The organism is Candidatus Aeolococcus gillhamiae (assembly GCF_016464765.1).
Lineage (GTDB): Bacteria > Chloroflexota > Dormibacteria > Aeolococcales > Aeolococcaceae > Aeolococcus > Aeolococcus gillhamiae.
The window spans coordinates 1-14,437 of record NZ_JAEKNS010000020.1 but is presented as its reverse complement, the minus strand read 5'-3'; the positions used below and the strand labels follow the sequence as shown (position 1 = coordinate 14,437).

Genomic DNA, 14,437 nt, shown 5'->3' with positions numbered 1-14,437 from the left:
GCGACGCGCTCCTCGAGCTCGACGAGCAGCTCCTCCAGGGGCCGCTTGTTGCGGCTCACGGGGGCGGCGGTCTCAGCCCAGGGCTGGAGCTTGGTGGCCCCGCCCTCGGGGATGCTGGTGTCGATCGAGCCCGGCACCTGGTCGAGCACGCTCTCGATGGCGCGAGCGACCAGGCCGTCGGTGTCCTCAGCCACCGGCATGGTCCAGGGCGACGCCGGCCAGGGCCAGCCCTGCAAGCGTCTTCAAATCGACCTCGCCAGCGCGGGCCATGCCGGTGAGCTGGGCGGCGTCGAACAGCCCGACGTCGAGGAGCTCGTCGACGTCGGGCGTGCTCTCGCCGGCGACCAGGCCTCGCGCCTCGAAGAACCAGATCTCCTCGCTCGAGTAGCCGGGGCTCACCGGCCCGTGACCGAGCTGGCGCCACTCGCGGGCGCCGTAGCCGGTCTCCTCGGTGAGCTCGCGCCGGGCGGTCGCCGCGGGGTCCTCGCCCGGCTCGCGAGTGCCCGCCGGCAGCTCCCACAGCGCCCGCCCGGTGGCGTGGCGCCACTGGCGCACGAGCACCACCCGGTCCTCGTCGTCGGTGGCCACCACGGTCACCGCGCCGACGTGCTCGACGATCTCGCGGCGCGCCTCGCCCCCGTGGGGGAGGCGCACGGCGTCCTCGAACACGTGCAGCAGCCTGCCCTCGTACACCGAGCGGCGGCGCAGAGGCTCCTCGCGGAGATGGCGGTCGTCAGGGCTCACAGCCGGGATTGTTCCGCATCGGCGGCTGCAGAGGACGCCGCGCCGGCCACGGTCAGCCTGCGATCAGGCGCAGCTCCACTGGTGAGCCTGTCCGTGGGCGAGCATCTTGGCCGTGATGTTGGACTGGTCGGCGGCGTCGTAGATGTTGGTGCCGCCGTTGTGCGTGAACGTCGACATCAGGAACTGGAAGAGCCCGATGTAGGGGCCGCCGGGGTTGTACGCGTTGGTGCGCAGGCCCGACTCGCAGCGGGCGATCTTGACCATCCAGCCACCGGAGACGCCCCAGCGGGCAGCGGCGGCCTCGATGATCCCGATCACGCTGTTGGGGTCGGCGGCGGGCGCGGCGTAAAACGGAACCTTCTTGGGGGCCGGCTTGGTCGCCGCGGGCGCGGGTGGCGCCGGAGCGAGGGTCGCCACCGGGGTGGCGGGCGCGGCGTCCCGGAGGTCGGGCTTGGCGACCGCGAACGTCCTGGCCTGGATGTGGCTGACCGTGGTGGCCTGGGTGCCGGCGACGGGCTGCGTTGCCGACACCAGGGTGAGCGCGAGAACTGGGCTGATGATGAGAGTGGTCATGCCCAGGACCACTCCTCGAGAACGACGTGGCAACCGCAAATAAACTCTCCTGTACCGCTTGGCCGGCGTTCCCTTCCTGGCGGGGCCCCCCCCGGGAACGTTGGTCTGGCTCCTCCGCGTGTGGGGCGGTGGGTCGCTGCCCCAGCAAGGAAGTGTGCTGACCTTTGCAACGAACCCGGGCCTGCAAGTCCTGCGCCAGCGGCGCGACCGGGGCACCCTACCACACGGTACCCCGACGACCGCAACGCCGTGGCCCGGTCGTGCTGGCATCGCGCATGCGGCGCCAGCTGGCCCGGTCGCTCAGTTCGAGGTGGTTGCCCCGACCTGGCAGGTCGTCGGCGGGGCGTTCACGATGACCGGTACGTCGAGGTTCAGCGAGCCTCCGGGCTGGGGCCAGAGGAGCTGCCGAGAGCCCCCGCCGATGATCCTTCCGGCAGCGTTCGCGCACGAGGCGATGATGTCGACCTGCTCGTTGGCGAGGAGTTGGGGGCTGCCCACGACGATCGGGACGGCCCACTGGCCGTGGCTGGTGCAACCCCTGGTGCATTTGAAGGGCCCGCCAGTGGCGGTCAAGGGCGCCCCGGGCAGCGCCGCCCAGGCGCCAGGAGTCACGGTCACCGTCACCCCGTCGGCGGTGAAGCAGGGATAGTCGGTGCACTGGTAGGAGGTGACCACCAGGGTCTGGCCCGGATACAGGGTCAGCTGCGGCGACTCCAGCTGGTTCAGCGGCTTGCCGCCCCGGGTGAGGGTGAAGTGCACCACCACTCCGGTCACCCCGGTGCGGGTGGCGGCGTTGTGGATGACCGCGACCGGGACGGCCACCAGCTGCCAGGTGCCCACGCCGGTGGAGACGACGTCGATGCGCTGGACGTCGGGCACCGGCGTCGGCGTCGGCGCCGGCGTGGCGGTCGCCCGGGGCGTCGCGATGCCGGTGGGGGTGGCCACCGAACCGCTGCCGCAGCCGCCGACGAGGAGCGCGGCGACGCCGCCGCACAGAAAACGTCGCATCGAGCCATGGTATGGCCCGGCGTTGGCCAGCCCGCCGGATGCAGAATTGACGCCCACGTCAATCGGGGGTGCTGGGATGCCATTCACCGCAGAGCACGACGCGCTGCGCGAGACGGTCCGGGAGTTCGTCGCCCGCGAGCTCCGTCCCAACGCGGACGAGTGGGAGGCCGCCGAGTACTTCCCTGACAGCCTCTTCCCGCGCATGGGCGAGCTCGGCCTGCTCGGCCTCCGCTACCCCGAGGAGTACGGCGGCCAGGGCGGCGACTACTGGAGCGCGATCGTTCTCGCCGAGGAGATGGCCCGCTGCGGCTCCGGCGGGGTGGGCATGGCGGTGTCCGTCCAGGCGGAGATGGCCACACCGCCGATCTTCAAGTTCGGCACCGAGGAGCAGAAGCAGCGCTACCTGGTTCCGGCCATCCGTGGCCAGAAGGTGGCGGCGCTGGGCATCACCGAGCCGGACACCGGCAGCGACGTCGCCTCTGTGCGCACCCGCGCGGTCCGCCACAACGGCGGCTGGCGCATCAACGGCAGCAAGCTGTACATCACCAACGGGGTGCGTTGCGATTACATCCTGCTCGTCGCCCGCACCGGCACGCAGGAGGAGGGCGCGCACGGGATCACCCTCTTCCTGGTCGACAAGGAGACCCCTGGTTTCGCGGTCAGCCGCAAGCTCAAGAAGCTCGGCATGCACGCCAGCGACACCGCCGAGCTGTCGTTCAGCGATGTCGACGTCCCCGAGTCGGCGGTGCTCGGCGAGGTGGGCCAGGGCTTCTACCACCTGATGTGGGAGCTGCAGGGTGAGCGCCTCATCGGCAGCGCCGGCAGCGTCGCCGGTGCCGAGGTGATGTTCGAGGAGACGCTGCGCTGGTGCAAAGAGCGCGAGGCGTTCGGCCGTCCCATCGCGCGCTTCCAGGTCAACCGCCACAAGCTCGTCGACCTCTACACGGACATCTCGATCTGCAAGAACTACGTGTACTCGGTGGCCGAGCGGTGGGACAAGGGGGAGTACCCGGTGGCGGAGATCTCCATGGCCAAGCTGTTCGTCGGCCAGGTCACGACTCGCGTCGCCGACACGTGCCTGCAGCTACACGGCGGCTTCGGCTACATGTCCGAGGCGCACATCTCGCGCTATTTCAGGGACTCGCGCCTGATCCGCATCGGCGCCGGCACCGACGAGGTGATGAAGGAGATCATCGCCAAGACCGCGCTCGATCTCTGACGCGCGCCCTGGCAGCCTCAGCGCCTGACTACAATTCCAGCAATCCGTCGAAGTCGCGGGAGGCACATCGTGGACGAGAAGATCATCGGCACGACGATGCCGGTCCTCGAGTTGACCCTCAATCCCGGGGAGGCGATCTTCGCGGAGTCCGGGGAACTCTCCTGGATGACTGCGAGCATCCAGATGACCACCTCCACGCAGTACGGAGGTGGCGGCGGTCTTGGCGGCGTGTTCAAGCGAGCGGTTGGCGGGGGCTCGCTGTTCATGACCGAGTATTCCGCGCAGGGCGCGCCCGGCATGGTGGCCTTCGCCGCGCGGCTGCCCGGGCAGATCTTCCCGCTCGACGTCAAACCCGAGCCGGGCATGCAGTTCCTCGGTCATCGCCACGCGTTCGTGGCGGGCACCCACGGCGTGCAGATCTCGGTCGGTTTCCAGCAGAGCCTCGGCGCCGGCGCGTTCGGCGGCGACGGCTTCCGCCTCCAGAAGATCGCCGGCCAGGGTCGCGTCTGGTGCGAGCTGAGCGGTGAGGTGGTCATCTACGACCTCCGTCCCGGCGAGGAGATGAAGGTTCACCCCGGCCACGTCGGGCTGTTCCAGGACACCGTCCAGTTCAACATCACCACCGTCAAGGGGATCAAGAACAAGATCTTCGGCGGCGATGGCATCTTCCTCGCCCAACTCATCGGCCCCGGGCGGGTGTGGCTCCAGTCGCTGCCGCTGGCGAGACTGGCCCACGCTCTCGGCGAGTACAGCGTGGTGCGGGGAGCCGAGGCGGGCGCCGCTGGCGGCGTGGTCGGCGGCCTGCTCCGCAACATGGGCGGCTGAACCGCCGCCTCTGGTCAGCCCTCGACGGGCAGCGGGGCGAGCAGCGAGACGCGGCGGGCGCGAAGCAGCCCGTCGACGTCCTCGAGCCAGGCACGGCGCTCGACGGCGCGCTCGTGCAGCTGCTGGATGTACTCGTACGTGGTGGTGTCGCGGCGCAGCGGTTGGTGCGGCGGTGGGGGCGGCGCCTTCTCCTTGTCGAGCAGGCCGCGCTCGACCAGCTCCTCGCACGTCAGCACCGCGGCCGCGACGAGGTCGTTGACGGTGTCGGCGTGGTCCATCTTGGCGTTGAGCACGGCGATGGAATCGCGCCCGTCGGGACCGGGCGGGCGGCGCACGCTGATCGCTTCAACGTACTCGCCCAGGCTCTCGAGAGGCTCGATGCCCGGCCGCGGCGAGCCGGGCAGCACCCGGTGACCCTGGGCGCCCACCGTGAACCACTCCTGCTGCGCGGCGGGGCGGCGACCGAACAACGGCACTCGCGCGTGTCTCTAGGCGCGCGCCGGCGCGGAGAACTCGCTGCGCACGAACAGCGCGTGCACGGGCAGGCCACGCGCCTCGATGGCGGCGCGACCGCCCTCCTCACGGTCGACCACGGCGAGCGCTTCAACGATCTTGACGGGCTGGTCGCGCAGCGCGTCGACGGCCTGCAGCAGCGAGCCGCCAGTGGTGATCACGTCGTCGACCACCATCACCCGGTCACCCTCGCGCAGCGCCGGTCCCTCGATGAGGTTGCCCGCGCCGGTGCCGTGGCCCCTGGGCTCTTTGCGCACGATGAAGGCGCGCAGCGGATCCTGCTGACCGGACAGGGCGGCGACGCCCGCGGCGATGGGATCGGCGCCAAGCGTCAGCCCGCCGATGGCGTCGATACGCAGCTCGCGGCAGCGCTGCAGGATGAGCAGGCTCGCCAGGTACAGGCCGCGCCCCTCCAGCGTCACCTGCTTTCCGTTGAAGTAGAAGTCGCTGCGCCGGCCGCTGGTGAGCACGAAATCGCCGAACGTGAAGGCGCGCTCGGCGAGCAGGTCGTGCAGCTCGGTGCGGGCGGCGTCGAGATCATCGGTCATGGCTGGTTCCCGGTCATGCTGTCGGCGTCGCCGGCGTCTCAGCGTCACCGAAGGGTGGGCCGGGCGCTGCGGACGCAAACGTGCGCAGGGACTCGCTCCAGCGCAGCACCGGGTGGCGCGCCGCTCCCACCTCATCGACGCGCTCCACCGGAGTGTTGTGCGGCGCGTCCTGCACGAATCCGAGGTCACGCTCTGCGTCGGCGACGATGGCGGCGCAGACGTCGGCGAGCAGGTCGAGACTCTGCCGCGACTCCGTCTCGGTGGGCTCGAACATCAGCGCCTCGGGAACGGTCATGGGAAAGTACACCGTCGGCGCGTAGATGCCGTAGTCGAGCAGCCGTTTGGCCACATCCATGGCGCGCAACCCGTCGACCGTGCCGCCCCTGGTCGTGCACACGAACTCGTGCATGGAGTCCGACTCCACCGCCATCGGAAAGAGGTCACGCAGGCGCGCCTGCAGGTACCGCGCGTTGAGCACCGCGTCCCTGGCGATGCCCGCGATGCCGTCGCCGTACGCGGATATGTACGCGTAGGCGCGCACCAGCATGCCGAAGTTTCCGTAGTAGGAACGCACCTTGCCGATGCTGCGCGACCGGTCGTCGTCGAGCCGGTACCTGTCGCCGTCCGCTTCAACGGTGGGCGTGGGCAGGAACGGCACTAGCCGTTCCGCGACTCCGACCGGGCCCGCACCCGGTCCGCCGCCGCCGTGCGGCGTGGAGAAGGTCTTGTGCAGGTTGAGGTGCACGACGTCGAAGCCCATGTCACCGGGCCGCGCCATGCCGACGAGCGCGTTGAGGTTGGCGCCGTCGTAATACAGGAGCGCGCCGGCGGCATGGGCGAGGCGAGCGATCTCGAGGATGTCCTTCTCGAAAACACCCAGGGTGTTGGGGTTGGTCATCATCACCGCGGCCACGTGCTCGTCGAGATGGCCCGCGAAGTCGCTGACGTCGACGGTGCCGTCGGCGTTGCTCTTCACCGTCACCACCTCGAGCCCGCATGCCGCCGCCGACGCGGGATTGGTGCCATGGGCGCTGTCGGGGATGAGCACGCGCGTTCGCGCCGTGTCGCCGCGATCGGCGTGGTACGCCTGGATCATGCGTAGGCCCGTCCACTCGCCGTGGGCGCCGGCGGCCGGTTGCAGGGACATCCGCGCCATGCCGGTGATCGCGGCGAGCATCCGTTCCAGCCGCCACATCAGTTCGAGCGCTCCCTGGACGTCGGCCCCGTCCTGGTACGGATGCAGGTCGGCGAAGCCGGTCAGCCCGGCGAGCTGCTCGTCGACGACCGGGTTGTACTTCATGGTGCAGCTGCCGAGCGGGTAGGTGCCGTGGTGCAGGTGATGGTTGCGTCGCGCCAGCCGGCCGACGTGGCGGGCGAGCACCGGCTCGGGCACGGCGGGAACCTGGGCGGGCCCGGTGCGCAGAAACGCCGCCGGAATCAGCGCATCGAGGGAGGACGCGGCGACTCCCGCGGCGGTGACGCGCGGCCCACCGGTGTAGTCCTGGCTGAGCTCGAACACGAGCGACTCGGCGCCCGCCCAGCCCGCCTCGACGGAGCGCTCCGGTCGTGTCGGCGCGATCACACCGCCACCTCCTGGCGGACCTGTGGCAGCGCAGCCGTGTCCAGCGCCGTGAGCGCCGCGACGAAGCGATCGATCGCCGGACGGGAGGTCATCTCGGTGCAGCACACCAGCAGCTCGTCTGCCCGTGCCGCGTCGACTCGGCCGAGCGGCAGGCCAGCGACGATGCCCTGCTCGCGCATCGCCGCGGCGACCGCGGCGGCGTCGGCCGGGCAGCGCAACACGAACTCCCACAGGAACGGTGTGGCGCTGGCGAGGGAGAATCCCTTGACAGCGCACAACTCGTCGGCGAGGTGATGGGCGCGCTGCGCACTCACGGTGGCCACCTCGCGCATCCCGCCGGCACCCATATGCGCCATGTACACGGTGGCGGCCAGCGCCACCAGCGCGTGGTTGGTGCAGATGTTAGAGGTGGCGTGCTCGCGGCGGATGTGCTGCTCGCGCGTCTGCAGCGTGAGCGCGTACGCGCGCCGGCCCGCATGGTCGTTGGTGATCCCCACCAGACGGCCCGGCATGCGCCGCACCAGCGCTTGGCGCACCGCCATGTAGCCGACGTGCGGTCCACCGAACGACGCCGGCACTCCGAGCGGCTGGCCGTCGCCGACGCACACGTCGAAGCCCGCATCTGCCGGCGGCACCAGCACCGTGCATGCCAGCGGGTCGGCGCTACACAGCGCCAGCGCGCCCACCGCGTGCGCGGCCTCGGCGAGCCCGGCGAGCGTCTCGAGCGTGCCGAAGAACGTCGGCTGCTGGACGAGCAGGCCGGCATGACGCTCGTCGAGCGTCGCGCGCACGTCGTCGATGCTGGTGACGTCGTCGCGCGCGGCGACCACGTCGAGAGAGACAGAGCGCCCCGCGGCAAAGGTGCGCAGCACGCGCAGCGTCTCAGGGTGCACCGCGCCGCTCACCGCGATGCGATCGCGACCTGTGGCCTGGACGGCCAGCATCATCGCCTCGGCGGCGGCCGTGGCACCGTCGTAGAGGGAGGCGTTGGCCACGTCCAGGCCGGTGAGCGCGCAGATCATCGACTGGAACTCGAAGATCGTCTGCAACGTGCCCTGCGAGGCCTCGGCCTGATACGGGGTGTAGGCCGTGTAGAACTCGGGCCGGCCGATCGTGCCGCGCACGATCGCGGGGATGAAGCGCGAGTAGACGCCGGCGCCGAGGAAGTTGTCGAGCTCGCTCAACGGGTGGTTGCGTGCCGCCAGCCGCTCCACCTCGGCGACGAGGTCCTGCTCACCGAGCGGCGGCGGCAGCTCCACTGTGGGGTCGCGCAGCGACGCCGGGATGGTCGCGAACAGGTCGGAGACGCTGCCTGCGCCGACCACCTCGAGCATCGCCGTCCGATCGGCGTCGCTGTTGGGGAGGTAGGCCACCCCGCAAGTATGCCGACGGGTCAGCCGCGGCCGTCGCAGCCCCTTCCGCCCGCGCGGCGGCCGCTCACCCCGTGGTCTGAGATCTCCCCGCAGCGGGTAGACTGATGACGTGGCAACCAAGCGCCCGACGGTGAGCATCGACGACGTCATCGCCGCGATCGAGACGGCCCGCGACAAGGTGATGAGCGACGAGGTCAAGAGCCTCGTCAAGCTCGGCCTGCCCAAGAACGTCGCTAACAAGATGGTCGCCGAGCGTTACCGGCAACGCAACGAGGGTGAAGAGGGCGAGGGCGAGGCTCAGGGAGCCTGGCCCGACATGTCCTGAGCTCCGCTCAGCTCTGACCCCGGGCGGTTGCCTGCCGGCGGCCGCGCACCAGCCAGCCGATGACCACGCCGACCACCACCACCGCGAGGATGATCGCCACGATGGTGATCGGTCCCGAGATCTTGTCGTAGTTGGCACCGACTGCATAGCCGCCCGCGGCGAGCGCGATGCACCAGGGCAGAGCGCCGATGAAGGTGAGCAGCGTGAAGGGCACCAGGGGCACGCGTGCCAGCCCGGCCGGGAACGAGATGTAGGTGCGCACCACCGGCAGGACGCGCCCCACCAGCACCGCGAGGAGCCCGTGGCGCTCGAACCAGCGGTCGGCGAGGTCGAGGTGCGACTCCCTGATGCCGATGCGGCGGCCCGGGCCGAGCAGCAGCGGCCGTCCGAACCGGGCGGCCAGGCCGTAGGCGACCAGCGAGCCGACGACGTTGCCGAGCGTGCCCGCGAGGATGGCGCCGGTCAGGTTGATGTGGCCCTGGGCGGCCAGGAAGCCGGCGAAGGGCATGATCACCTCGCTCGGGAAGGGAATCCCGCAGCTCTCCGCGGCCATCAGCAGGAAGACGAGCACGATGCCGCCGCTGGTCACCCAGTGTGTGATGAAGGTGGTCACGGGCAGCGCATTCTGAGGGCGCGGGCCGCGCGCGCGCATCCTCCCGCGGTTAGTAGGCTCCCGGCCGATGAGCCGGCGCCCCTCGCGACTGGACGCGTGGCCGCGAGCATTCGACCCCGCGGTCGAGCTCGACTGGGGTGACCCGGTGGTGAGCCGCCGCCTGTTGCGCGAGCACCTCGACCAGACCCACGACGGCGCCAGCCGCCGCCTGCGCGTCATCGACGAGCACGTCCCGCGCCTGCTCCGCCTCCTGCCCCACCCTCCCGCGGAGGTGCTCGACGCCGCCTGCGGTCCCGGCCTGTACGCGGTGCGCCTGGCCCGCGCCGGCCACCGGGTCACCGCCCTGGACGTCGGCCCGGCGGTGGTGGCGCACGCCCAGCGCCTGGCGCGGGAGCGGCCCGCCGGCGGCCGGGTGAGCGCCCGCGTCGGCGACCTCCGCGCGCTGGCCGAGCGCGACCGCTTCGACGCCGCGGTGCTGATCTACCACGTGCTCGAAGCCTTCCCGCGGCGGCAACAGGTGGGCGTGCTGCGGCGGCTGGGCGTGGCCCTGCGCGCCGGAGCCCCGCTCATCGTCGAGATGCGCCTGCGCCCTGACCAGGACGAGGGCAGGATCAGCAGCTGGGATGTCGTCAATGGATCGCTGCTCTCGGATCGGCGTCACCTGCTCCTCGTTGAGACCGTCCACGACCGCGCCGCCAATACCTACGTGCTGCGCGAGACCGCCGTCTTCGACGACGGGACCACCTCTGTCCAGCAGACCAGCAGCGCGCTGACCCGCTTCGCGGCCATCCCCGCCCTGTTCACCCGAGCCGGTCTGCGCGTCGAGGCCGTCTACGATGGCTGGAGCCGATTCCGAGGAACCGCGCTGAGCGAGAGCGTGCTTGTGGTGGCGCGGCGCAGCTAGGCGGCGTGGTCCTCGCGCCGGCGCGCCAGCACCGCGAGCATGATGCACCCGACGCCGCCGAGGGACAGGAGTCCCGCCACGGTGGCGTTCAGGCCGGACCCGCTGTGCGGCACCGCCGCGATGACGCCCTTCACGGCGCCCGCGCTCGGCCCGGAGACCGTGGGGGTGAGAGTCGCGGTGGTCGTGGCCGTGGCCGGACTCGCGCCGGAGGTCGACGCCGTGCTGGTGAGCGTCACCGTGGATGGCGGCGAACCGCTCGGCCGCCTGATGACCGCGCTGAAGCGAACGACGTTGCTGTTGCCGGGGTTCATGAGCGCGTAGACCCAGCGGTAATGTCCGGTCAGCACCTTGGTGATGGTGGTGACCGGGGTGCCCAGCCAGCTGTTGGCCGTCCCCGCGGTGCCGTCGTCGACCCGGGACGCGGCGGTGCCGCCCATGACGTCGTCGACGGTGACCGCGGCCGCCGCCAGCGACCCCGTGTTGGCGACAGTGACGGTGTAGGTCACGGTGTCGCCGACCGCCGCCGTGGCCTTGTCGACGGTCTGTGTCAGGGTCAGATGAGCTGCCGGTGGGTCAATGGCCGGCGTGGCCGGGGGCAGCACCGGCGGCGTGACGTCCGCGCCGGCCGTCAGGGCCGCAGCGGGAGCCGCGACCAGGCAGAGGAACGCGCCGGCGCCGAGCAGCAGTGCCGTCTTGCGCGCGCTCACCCCGCGTGACGGCGTCCCGGTGGATTGAGCCGTTGGCACGCGGGGCGTTTTACCGCAACCTGAACCGGTCGCGCTGGCCCGAGCGACGCCGATCACGAGGCTCGCGATGAGGTCGAGATCGAGCCGCGACGCGCACCGTGGGTGAGCTTTCGCCGTGAATGCAGCATAGCATGCAATCACGCCAATCCACCCGCTCTCGCGCCCTACCATGCACCTCGCGTCAGCGACCGTCAACGGGAGCGCCTGCCCATGCCGATGCCTGCGCCTGATCGGATCCGGACTGTGGCCGTGGTTGGTCACAGCCATGACGGCAAGACGACCCTCTGCGAGGCACTGCTGCACACCGCCGGGGCCACCGCGCGAATGGGCGCCACCGACCAGGGCACGTCGATCCTCGACCACGAGCCCGAGGAGCAGCGCCGCTCCATGAGCATCGGCGCCGCGCTCGCTCACCTTGACTGGGACGGCTGCCGGGTCAACCTGATCGACGTTCCCGGCTTCCAGGACTTCGCCGGCGAGCTCGCCGCCGCGCTCACCGCCGCCGACGCGGCGGTGCTGGTGGTCGGCGCCGGCGGCGGCGTCCCGGTCGGCGCTGAGCTCGCCTGGGAGATGGTCGCGGGCCGCCACCTCCCCGCCCTGATCGTGGTCAACAAGATGGACAAGGAGAACGCTGCGTACGAGTCGACCGTCGACGCGCTTCGTGACGCCTTCGACCGCAAGCCCGTCGCCGTGGCGGTGCCGATCGGCAGCGCCGGGGACTTCAGCGGCTACGTCGACCTCGTCAACGACAGTGCGCACCAGTTCGAGGCAGGCGGCAGGGCGCGCGACATCGACCTCCCCGAAGCGATGCGCACCGAGGTGGAACGCGCCCACGGGGCCCTCGTCGACGCCGCCGCCGAGACCGATGACGCGCTGATCGAGAAGTACCTGGGCGGCACCGACCTCACCGACGATGAGGTCCGCGGAGCGCTGCATACCGCGGCGCTGCGCGGCAGCCTGGTGCCGATCGTGTGCGCCGCGGCTGCGGATGAGCGCGGCGCCGCGCTGGTGCTCGACGCCATCGTGCGCTACCTCCCCGGCCCGTCCGAGCAGGTGCACCGCGGCGTCGACGCCAAGGGACAGGAGGTGGAGATCGCCTGCGATCCTGCCGGTCCGCTGGTCGCTCACGTCTTCAAGACGGTCGTCGACAGCTTCGGCAAGGTGTCCTATTTCAAGGTGCTGCGCGGCACCATGCGCGCCGACACGCATCCGTACGACGTGCAGCAGGACGTCGAAGAGCGCTTCGCGCAGCTGGCGCGCCCCATGGGCAAGGGCCTCGTCAACGCCACAGAGGTCGGCGCCGGCGACATCGGCGCGGTCACCAAGCTGGCCCACGCGCGCACCGGCGACGCGCTCTGCGTGCGCGGCCAGGTGGTGACGCTGCCACCGCTGGACATCCCCGCAGCGTCGTACCGGGCAGCCATCAGAGCGCGGAGCAAGGGTGACGAGGACAAGATCATGTCGTCACTGGCGCGGCTCGCCGAGGAGGATCCCGCCTTCTCGATGGACCGCGACCCGCTCACCGGCGAGGTGCTCGTGCACGGCCTCGGTGACGTGCACCTGGACGTCGCCCTGGAGCGCATCAAGCGCAAGTTCGGTGTCGACGCCGTGCTGACGCCGCCGCGCATCGCCTACCGCGAGACCGTCAGCAGCACCGCGCGCGTCGCCCACAAGTACAAGAAGCAGAGCGGCGGCGCCGGCCTGTACGGCGACTGCACGATCGAGCTCGAACCAATGCCGCGTGGAGGCGGGTTCGTGTGGGAGGACAAGATCTTCGGCGGCTCCATTCCGCACCAGTTCCGCCCCTCCGTGGAGAAGGGGGTGCGCCAGACCATGGAGCAGGGCGCGGTCAGCGGCAATCCCATCGTCGATGTCAAGGTGCGCCTCGTCGACGGCTCGACACACTCCGTCGACGGCAAGGACATCGCCTTCCAGATCGCCGGCTCGATGGCCATGCGCGAGGCTGTGCAGAAGGCCAACCCCGTGCTGCTGGAACCGATCATGGACGTGCACGTGGTCGTCCCCGAGCGCTTCATGGGCGACATCATGGGATTGCTCAACGGCAAGCGCGGCCGGGTGGCCGGCATGAACCCGCTCGGCGACGGTCGCGCCGAGGTGACCGCGCAGGTCCCGCAGGCGGAGATGCACAGCTTCCCCACCGAGCTTCGTGCGCTCACCCAGGGTCGGGGCCGCTACACGATGGCCCCGGCGCGATACGAGGAGGTTCCCGCGCACGTCGCCCAGGACATCATCGCGGCACACTCAAAGGAACACGCGACCGCGTCGGCGTGATCAGCCCGTCAGCGCTCGCAGGCGCATGGCATGCGGCCGGCCTCACTATCCTGTTCGCACATCAGAGTTGGCATGGCAGGGAGTCGCGACGATGGGCGAGATGATCGAGTTCCCCGGCGACGGGCACAGCGACAGGGGGTACCTGGCCACGGCGGCGAGCGGCAGCGGGCCGGGGGTCGTGGTCATCCAGGAGTGGTGGGGTTTGGTCCCGCACATCACCAACGTCTGCGACCGCTTCGCCGCCGCCGGCTACACGGCGCTGGCGCCCGACCTGTACCACGGGCGGACCACCACTGAGCCGGACGAGGCGCAGAAGGAGGCGATGAACCTCGACACCGAAGCCGCCGGCGCCGAGCTCGACGGCGCGGTCGCGTCCCTGCTCGACAGCTCCAGCGTCACCGGCGAGAGCGTCGGCGTGGTCGGCTTCTGCATGGGCGGCGGCCTCGCACTGTACCTGGCCAGCCGCAATCCCAAGGTGGCGGCGTGCGTCCCCTTCTACGGCGTCCGGAAGGCCCGCGAAAAGGTCGACTTCTCCTCGATGAACGCCGCGGTGCTCGGCCACTGGGGCGAGAAGGACCACTCGTACGACCACGCCACCATCGAGGACCTCGAGAAGCGGCTGCGCGAGGCCGGGGTGAGCGTCGAATGCTTCTGGTACGACGCCGACCACGCCTTCTTCAACGACGACCGGCCCGAGGTCTACGACGAGGAAGCGGCCCGGCTCGCCTGGGACCGGACCCTGGCCTTCCTGGGCGAGCACCTCGGCCGGTAGGGCTCGCAACTGCCCTCATGAGGCGTCCCGGGCGCCTCCGCGGGGCCCCTGTAGGGGCCCCGAAACCGCTCTGGTTTTGAATTCGGCTCCAATTCAACCGAGGGTGGGCTAGAATGCGGCGACTTGAGCTCGGAGGGCCCCGCCCGCCGGACTCGCAGAGACCCTGGATAGGAGAGGACACAATGGCCGTTTCCGGCTACTGCCTCAAGTGCAAGGCGCCCACAGAAATCAAGGATCCTCAGGCGATCACCATGAAGAACGGCAAACCCGCAACCACCGGAACCTGTCCGACCTGCGGCACCAAGATCTTCAAGATCGGCAAGGCCACCTGATCGTCGTCTGAGCCCGAGGCCGCCGCCGCCCACCGTGGGTGCGGCGGCCTCGCTGTGTCCGGCCTCAG

General features: G+C 70.7%; 17 protein-coding genes. 7 read left to right on the top strand and 10 right to left on the bottom strand.

Annotation, left to right across the window (positions count from 1 at the left end):
- From JF886_RS01395 to JF886_RS01380, 4 genes are all read right to left on the bottom strand, one after another.
- Window positions 1–194, bottom strand: a 194-nt coding sequence (locus tag JF886_RS01395) for a hypothetical protein (protein WP_337308861.1), incomplete at its 3' end; no start/stop codon positions are given.
- On the bottom strand, window positions 187–744 hold the full coding sequence (locus tag JF886_RS01390) for an NUDIX domain-containing protein (RefSeq protein ID WP_337308859.1): 558 nt from the start codon (window positions 742–744) through the stop codon (window positions 187–189). The genes JF886_RS01390 and JF886_RS01395, both read right to left, overlap by 8 nt.
- A gap of 63 nt (window positions 745–807) precedes the next feature.
- On the bottom strand, window positions 808–1,317 hold the full coding sequence (locus JF886_RS01385; RefSeq protein ID WP_337308857.1) for a transglycosylase SLT domain-containing protein: 510 nt from the start codon (window positions 1,315–1,317) through the stop codon (window positions 808–810).
- Between the two features lie 300 nt (window positions 1,318–1,617).
- The gene (locus JF886_RS01380) at window positions 1,618–2,325 is read right to left on the bottom strand and encodes a hypothetical protein (protein ID WP_337308855.1); all 708 of its coding nucleotides are present in this window, start codon (window positions 2,323–2,325) and stop codon (window positions 1,618–1,620) included.
- A gap of 76 nt (window positions 2,326–2,401) precedes the next feature.
- Here JF886_RS01380 and JF886_RS01375 point away from each other — a divergent pair, with 76 nt between their 5' ends.
- Both JF886_RS01375 and JF886_RS01370 read left to right on the top strand, forming a co-directional pair.
- Window positions 2,402–3,544 (top strand): acyl-CoA dehydrogenase family protein, encoded by a 1,143-nt coding sequence (locus JF886_RS01375; protein WP_337308853.1) that lies wholly within the window; start codon window positions 2,402–2,404, stop codon window positions 3,542–3,544.
- Window positions 3,545–3,613: 69 nt separating this feature from the next.
- Window positions 3,614–4,369, top strand: coding sequence for a TIGR00266 family protein (locus tag JF886_RS01370; RefSeq protein ID WP_337308851.1), 756 nt, complete (start codon window positions 3,614–3,616; stop codon window positions 4,367–4,369).
- Between the two features lie 14 nt (window positions 4,370–4,383).
- On the opposite strand, the gene JF886_RS01365 is transcribed toward JF886_RS01370, so the two are convergent.
- The 4 genes from JF886_RS01365 to gcvPA are packed head-to-tail and all read right to left on the bottom strand — an operon-like array spanning window position 4,384 to window position 8,385.
- Window positions 4,384–4,845, bottom strand: coding sequence for a hypothetical protein (locus tag JF886_RS01365; protein WP_337308849.1), 462 nt, complete (start codon window positions 4,843–4,845; stop codon window positions 4,384–4,386).
- Between the two features lie 12 nt (window positions 4,846–4,857).
- A complete protein-coding gene (gene pyrE, locus JF886_RS01360) occupies window positions 4,858–5,430 on the bottom strand; it encodes an orotate phosphoribosyltransferase (protein WP_337308847.1) in 573 nt (190 codons plus the stop codon).
- Window positions 5,431–5,443: 13 nt separating this feature from the next.
- Entirely contained in the window at window positions 5,444–7,012 is a 1,569-nt protein-coding gene (gene gcvPB, locus JF886_RS01355) for an aminomethyl-transferring glycine dehydrogenase subunit GcvPB (protein WP_337308845.1), read from the bottom strand.
- Window positions 7,009–8,385, bottom strand: a complete 1,377-nt coding sequence (gene gcvPA / locus JF886_RS01350; protein WP_337308842.1) for an aminomethyl-transferring glycine dehydrogenase subunit GcvPA — start codon at window positions 8,383–8,385, stop codon at window positions 7,009–7,011. The genes gcvPB and gcvPA overlap by 4 nt, the downstream gene beginning before the upstream one ends.
- A gap of 109 nt (window positions 8,386–8,494) precedes the next feature.
- Between gcvPA and JF886_RS01345 the strand changes: the two genes are divergently transcribed.
- The gene (locus tag JF886_RS01345; RefSeq protein ID WP_337308840.1) at window positions 8,495–8,710 is read left to right on the top strand and encodes a hypothetical protein; all 216 of its coding nucleotides are present in this window, start codon (window positions 8,495–8,497) and stop codon (window positions 8,708–8,710) included.
- Window positions 8,711–8,717: 7 nt separating this feature from the next.
- On the opposite strand, the gene JF886_RS01340 is transcribed toward JF886_RS01345, so the two are convergent.
- Window positions 8,718–9,323: a DedA family protein gene (locus JF886_RS01340; protein ID WP_337308839.1), complete on the bottom strand. Its 606-nt coding sequence runs from the start codon at window positions 9,321–9,323 to the stop codon at window positions 8,718–8,720.
- Window positions 9,324–9,390: 67 nt separating this feature from the next.
- Here JF886_RS01340 and JF886_RS01335 point away from each other — a divergent pair, with 67 nt between their 5' ends.
- Window positions 9,391–10,227: a class I SAM-dependent methyltransferase gene (locus tag JF886_RS01335; protein WP_337308837.1), complete on the top strand. Its 837-nt coding sequence runs from the start codon at window positions 9,391–9,393 to the stop codon at window positions 10,225–10,227.
- Here JF886_RS01335 and JF886_RS01330 read toward each other — a convergent pair.
- Entirely contained in the window at window positions 10,224–10,973 is a 750-nt protein-coding gene (locus JF886_RS01330; RefSeq protein ID WP_337308835.1) for a CLIPPER-2 domain-containing protein, read from the bottom strand. The genes JF886_RS01335 and JF886_RS01330 overlap by 4 nt on opposite strands.
- 210 nt (window positions 10,974–11,183) lie before the next feature.
- Between JF886_RS01330 and fusA the strand changes: the two genes are divergently transcribed.
- The 3 genes from fusA to JF886_RS01315 all read left to right on the top strand — a co-directional run bounded on the left by fusA (window position 11,184) and on the right by JF886_RS01315 (window position 14,369).
- Window positions 11,184–13,265 (top strand): elongation factor G, encoded by a 2,082-nt coding sequence (gene fusA / locus JF886_RS01325; protein WP_337308833.1) that lies wholly within the window; start codon window positions 11,184–11,186, stop codon window positions 13,263–13,265.
- Between the two features lie 100 nt (window positions 13,266–13,365).
- Window positions 13,366–14,037 (top strand): dienelactone hydrolase family protein, encoded by a 672-nt coding sequence (locus tag JF886_RS01320; RefSeq protein WP_337308831.1) that lies wholly within the window; start codon window positions 13,366–13,368, stop codon window positions 14,035–14,037.
- A gap of 182 nt (window positions 14,038–14,219) precedes the next feature.
- Window positions 14,220–14,369 (top strand): DUF5679 domain-containing protein, encoded by a 150-nt coding sequence (locus JF886_RS01315; RefSeq protein WP_337308829.1) that lies wholly within the window; start codon window positions 14,220–14,222, stop codon window positions 14,367–14,369.
- Window positions 14,370–14,437 lie beyond the last annotated feature (68 nt).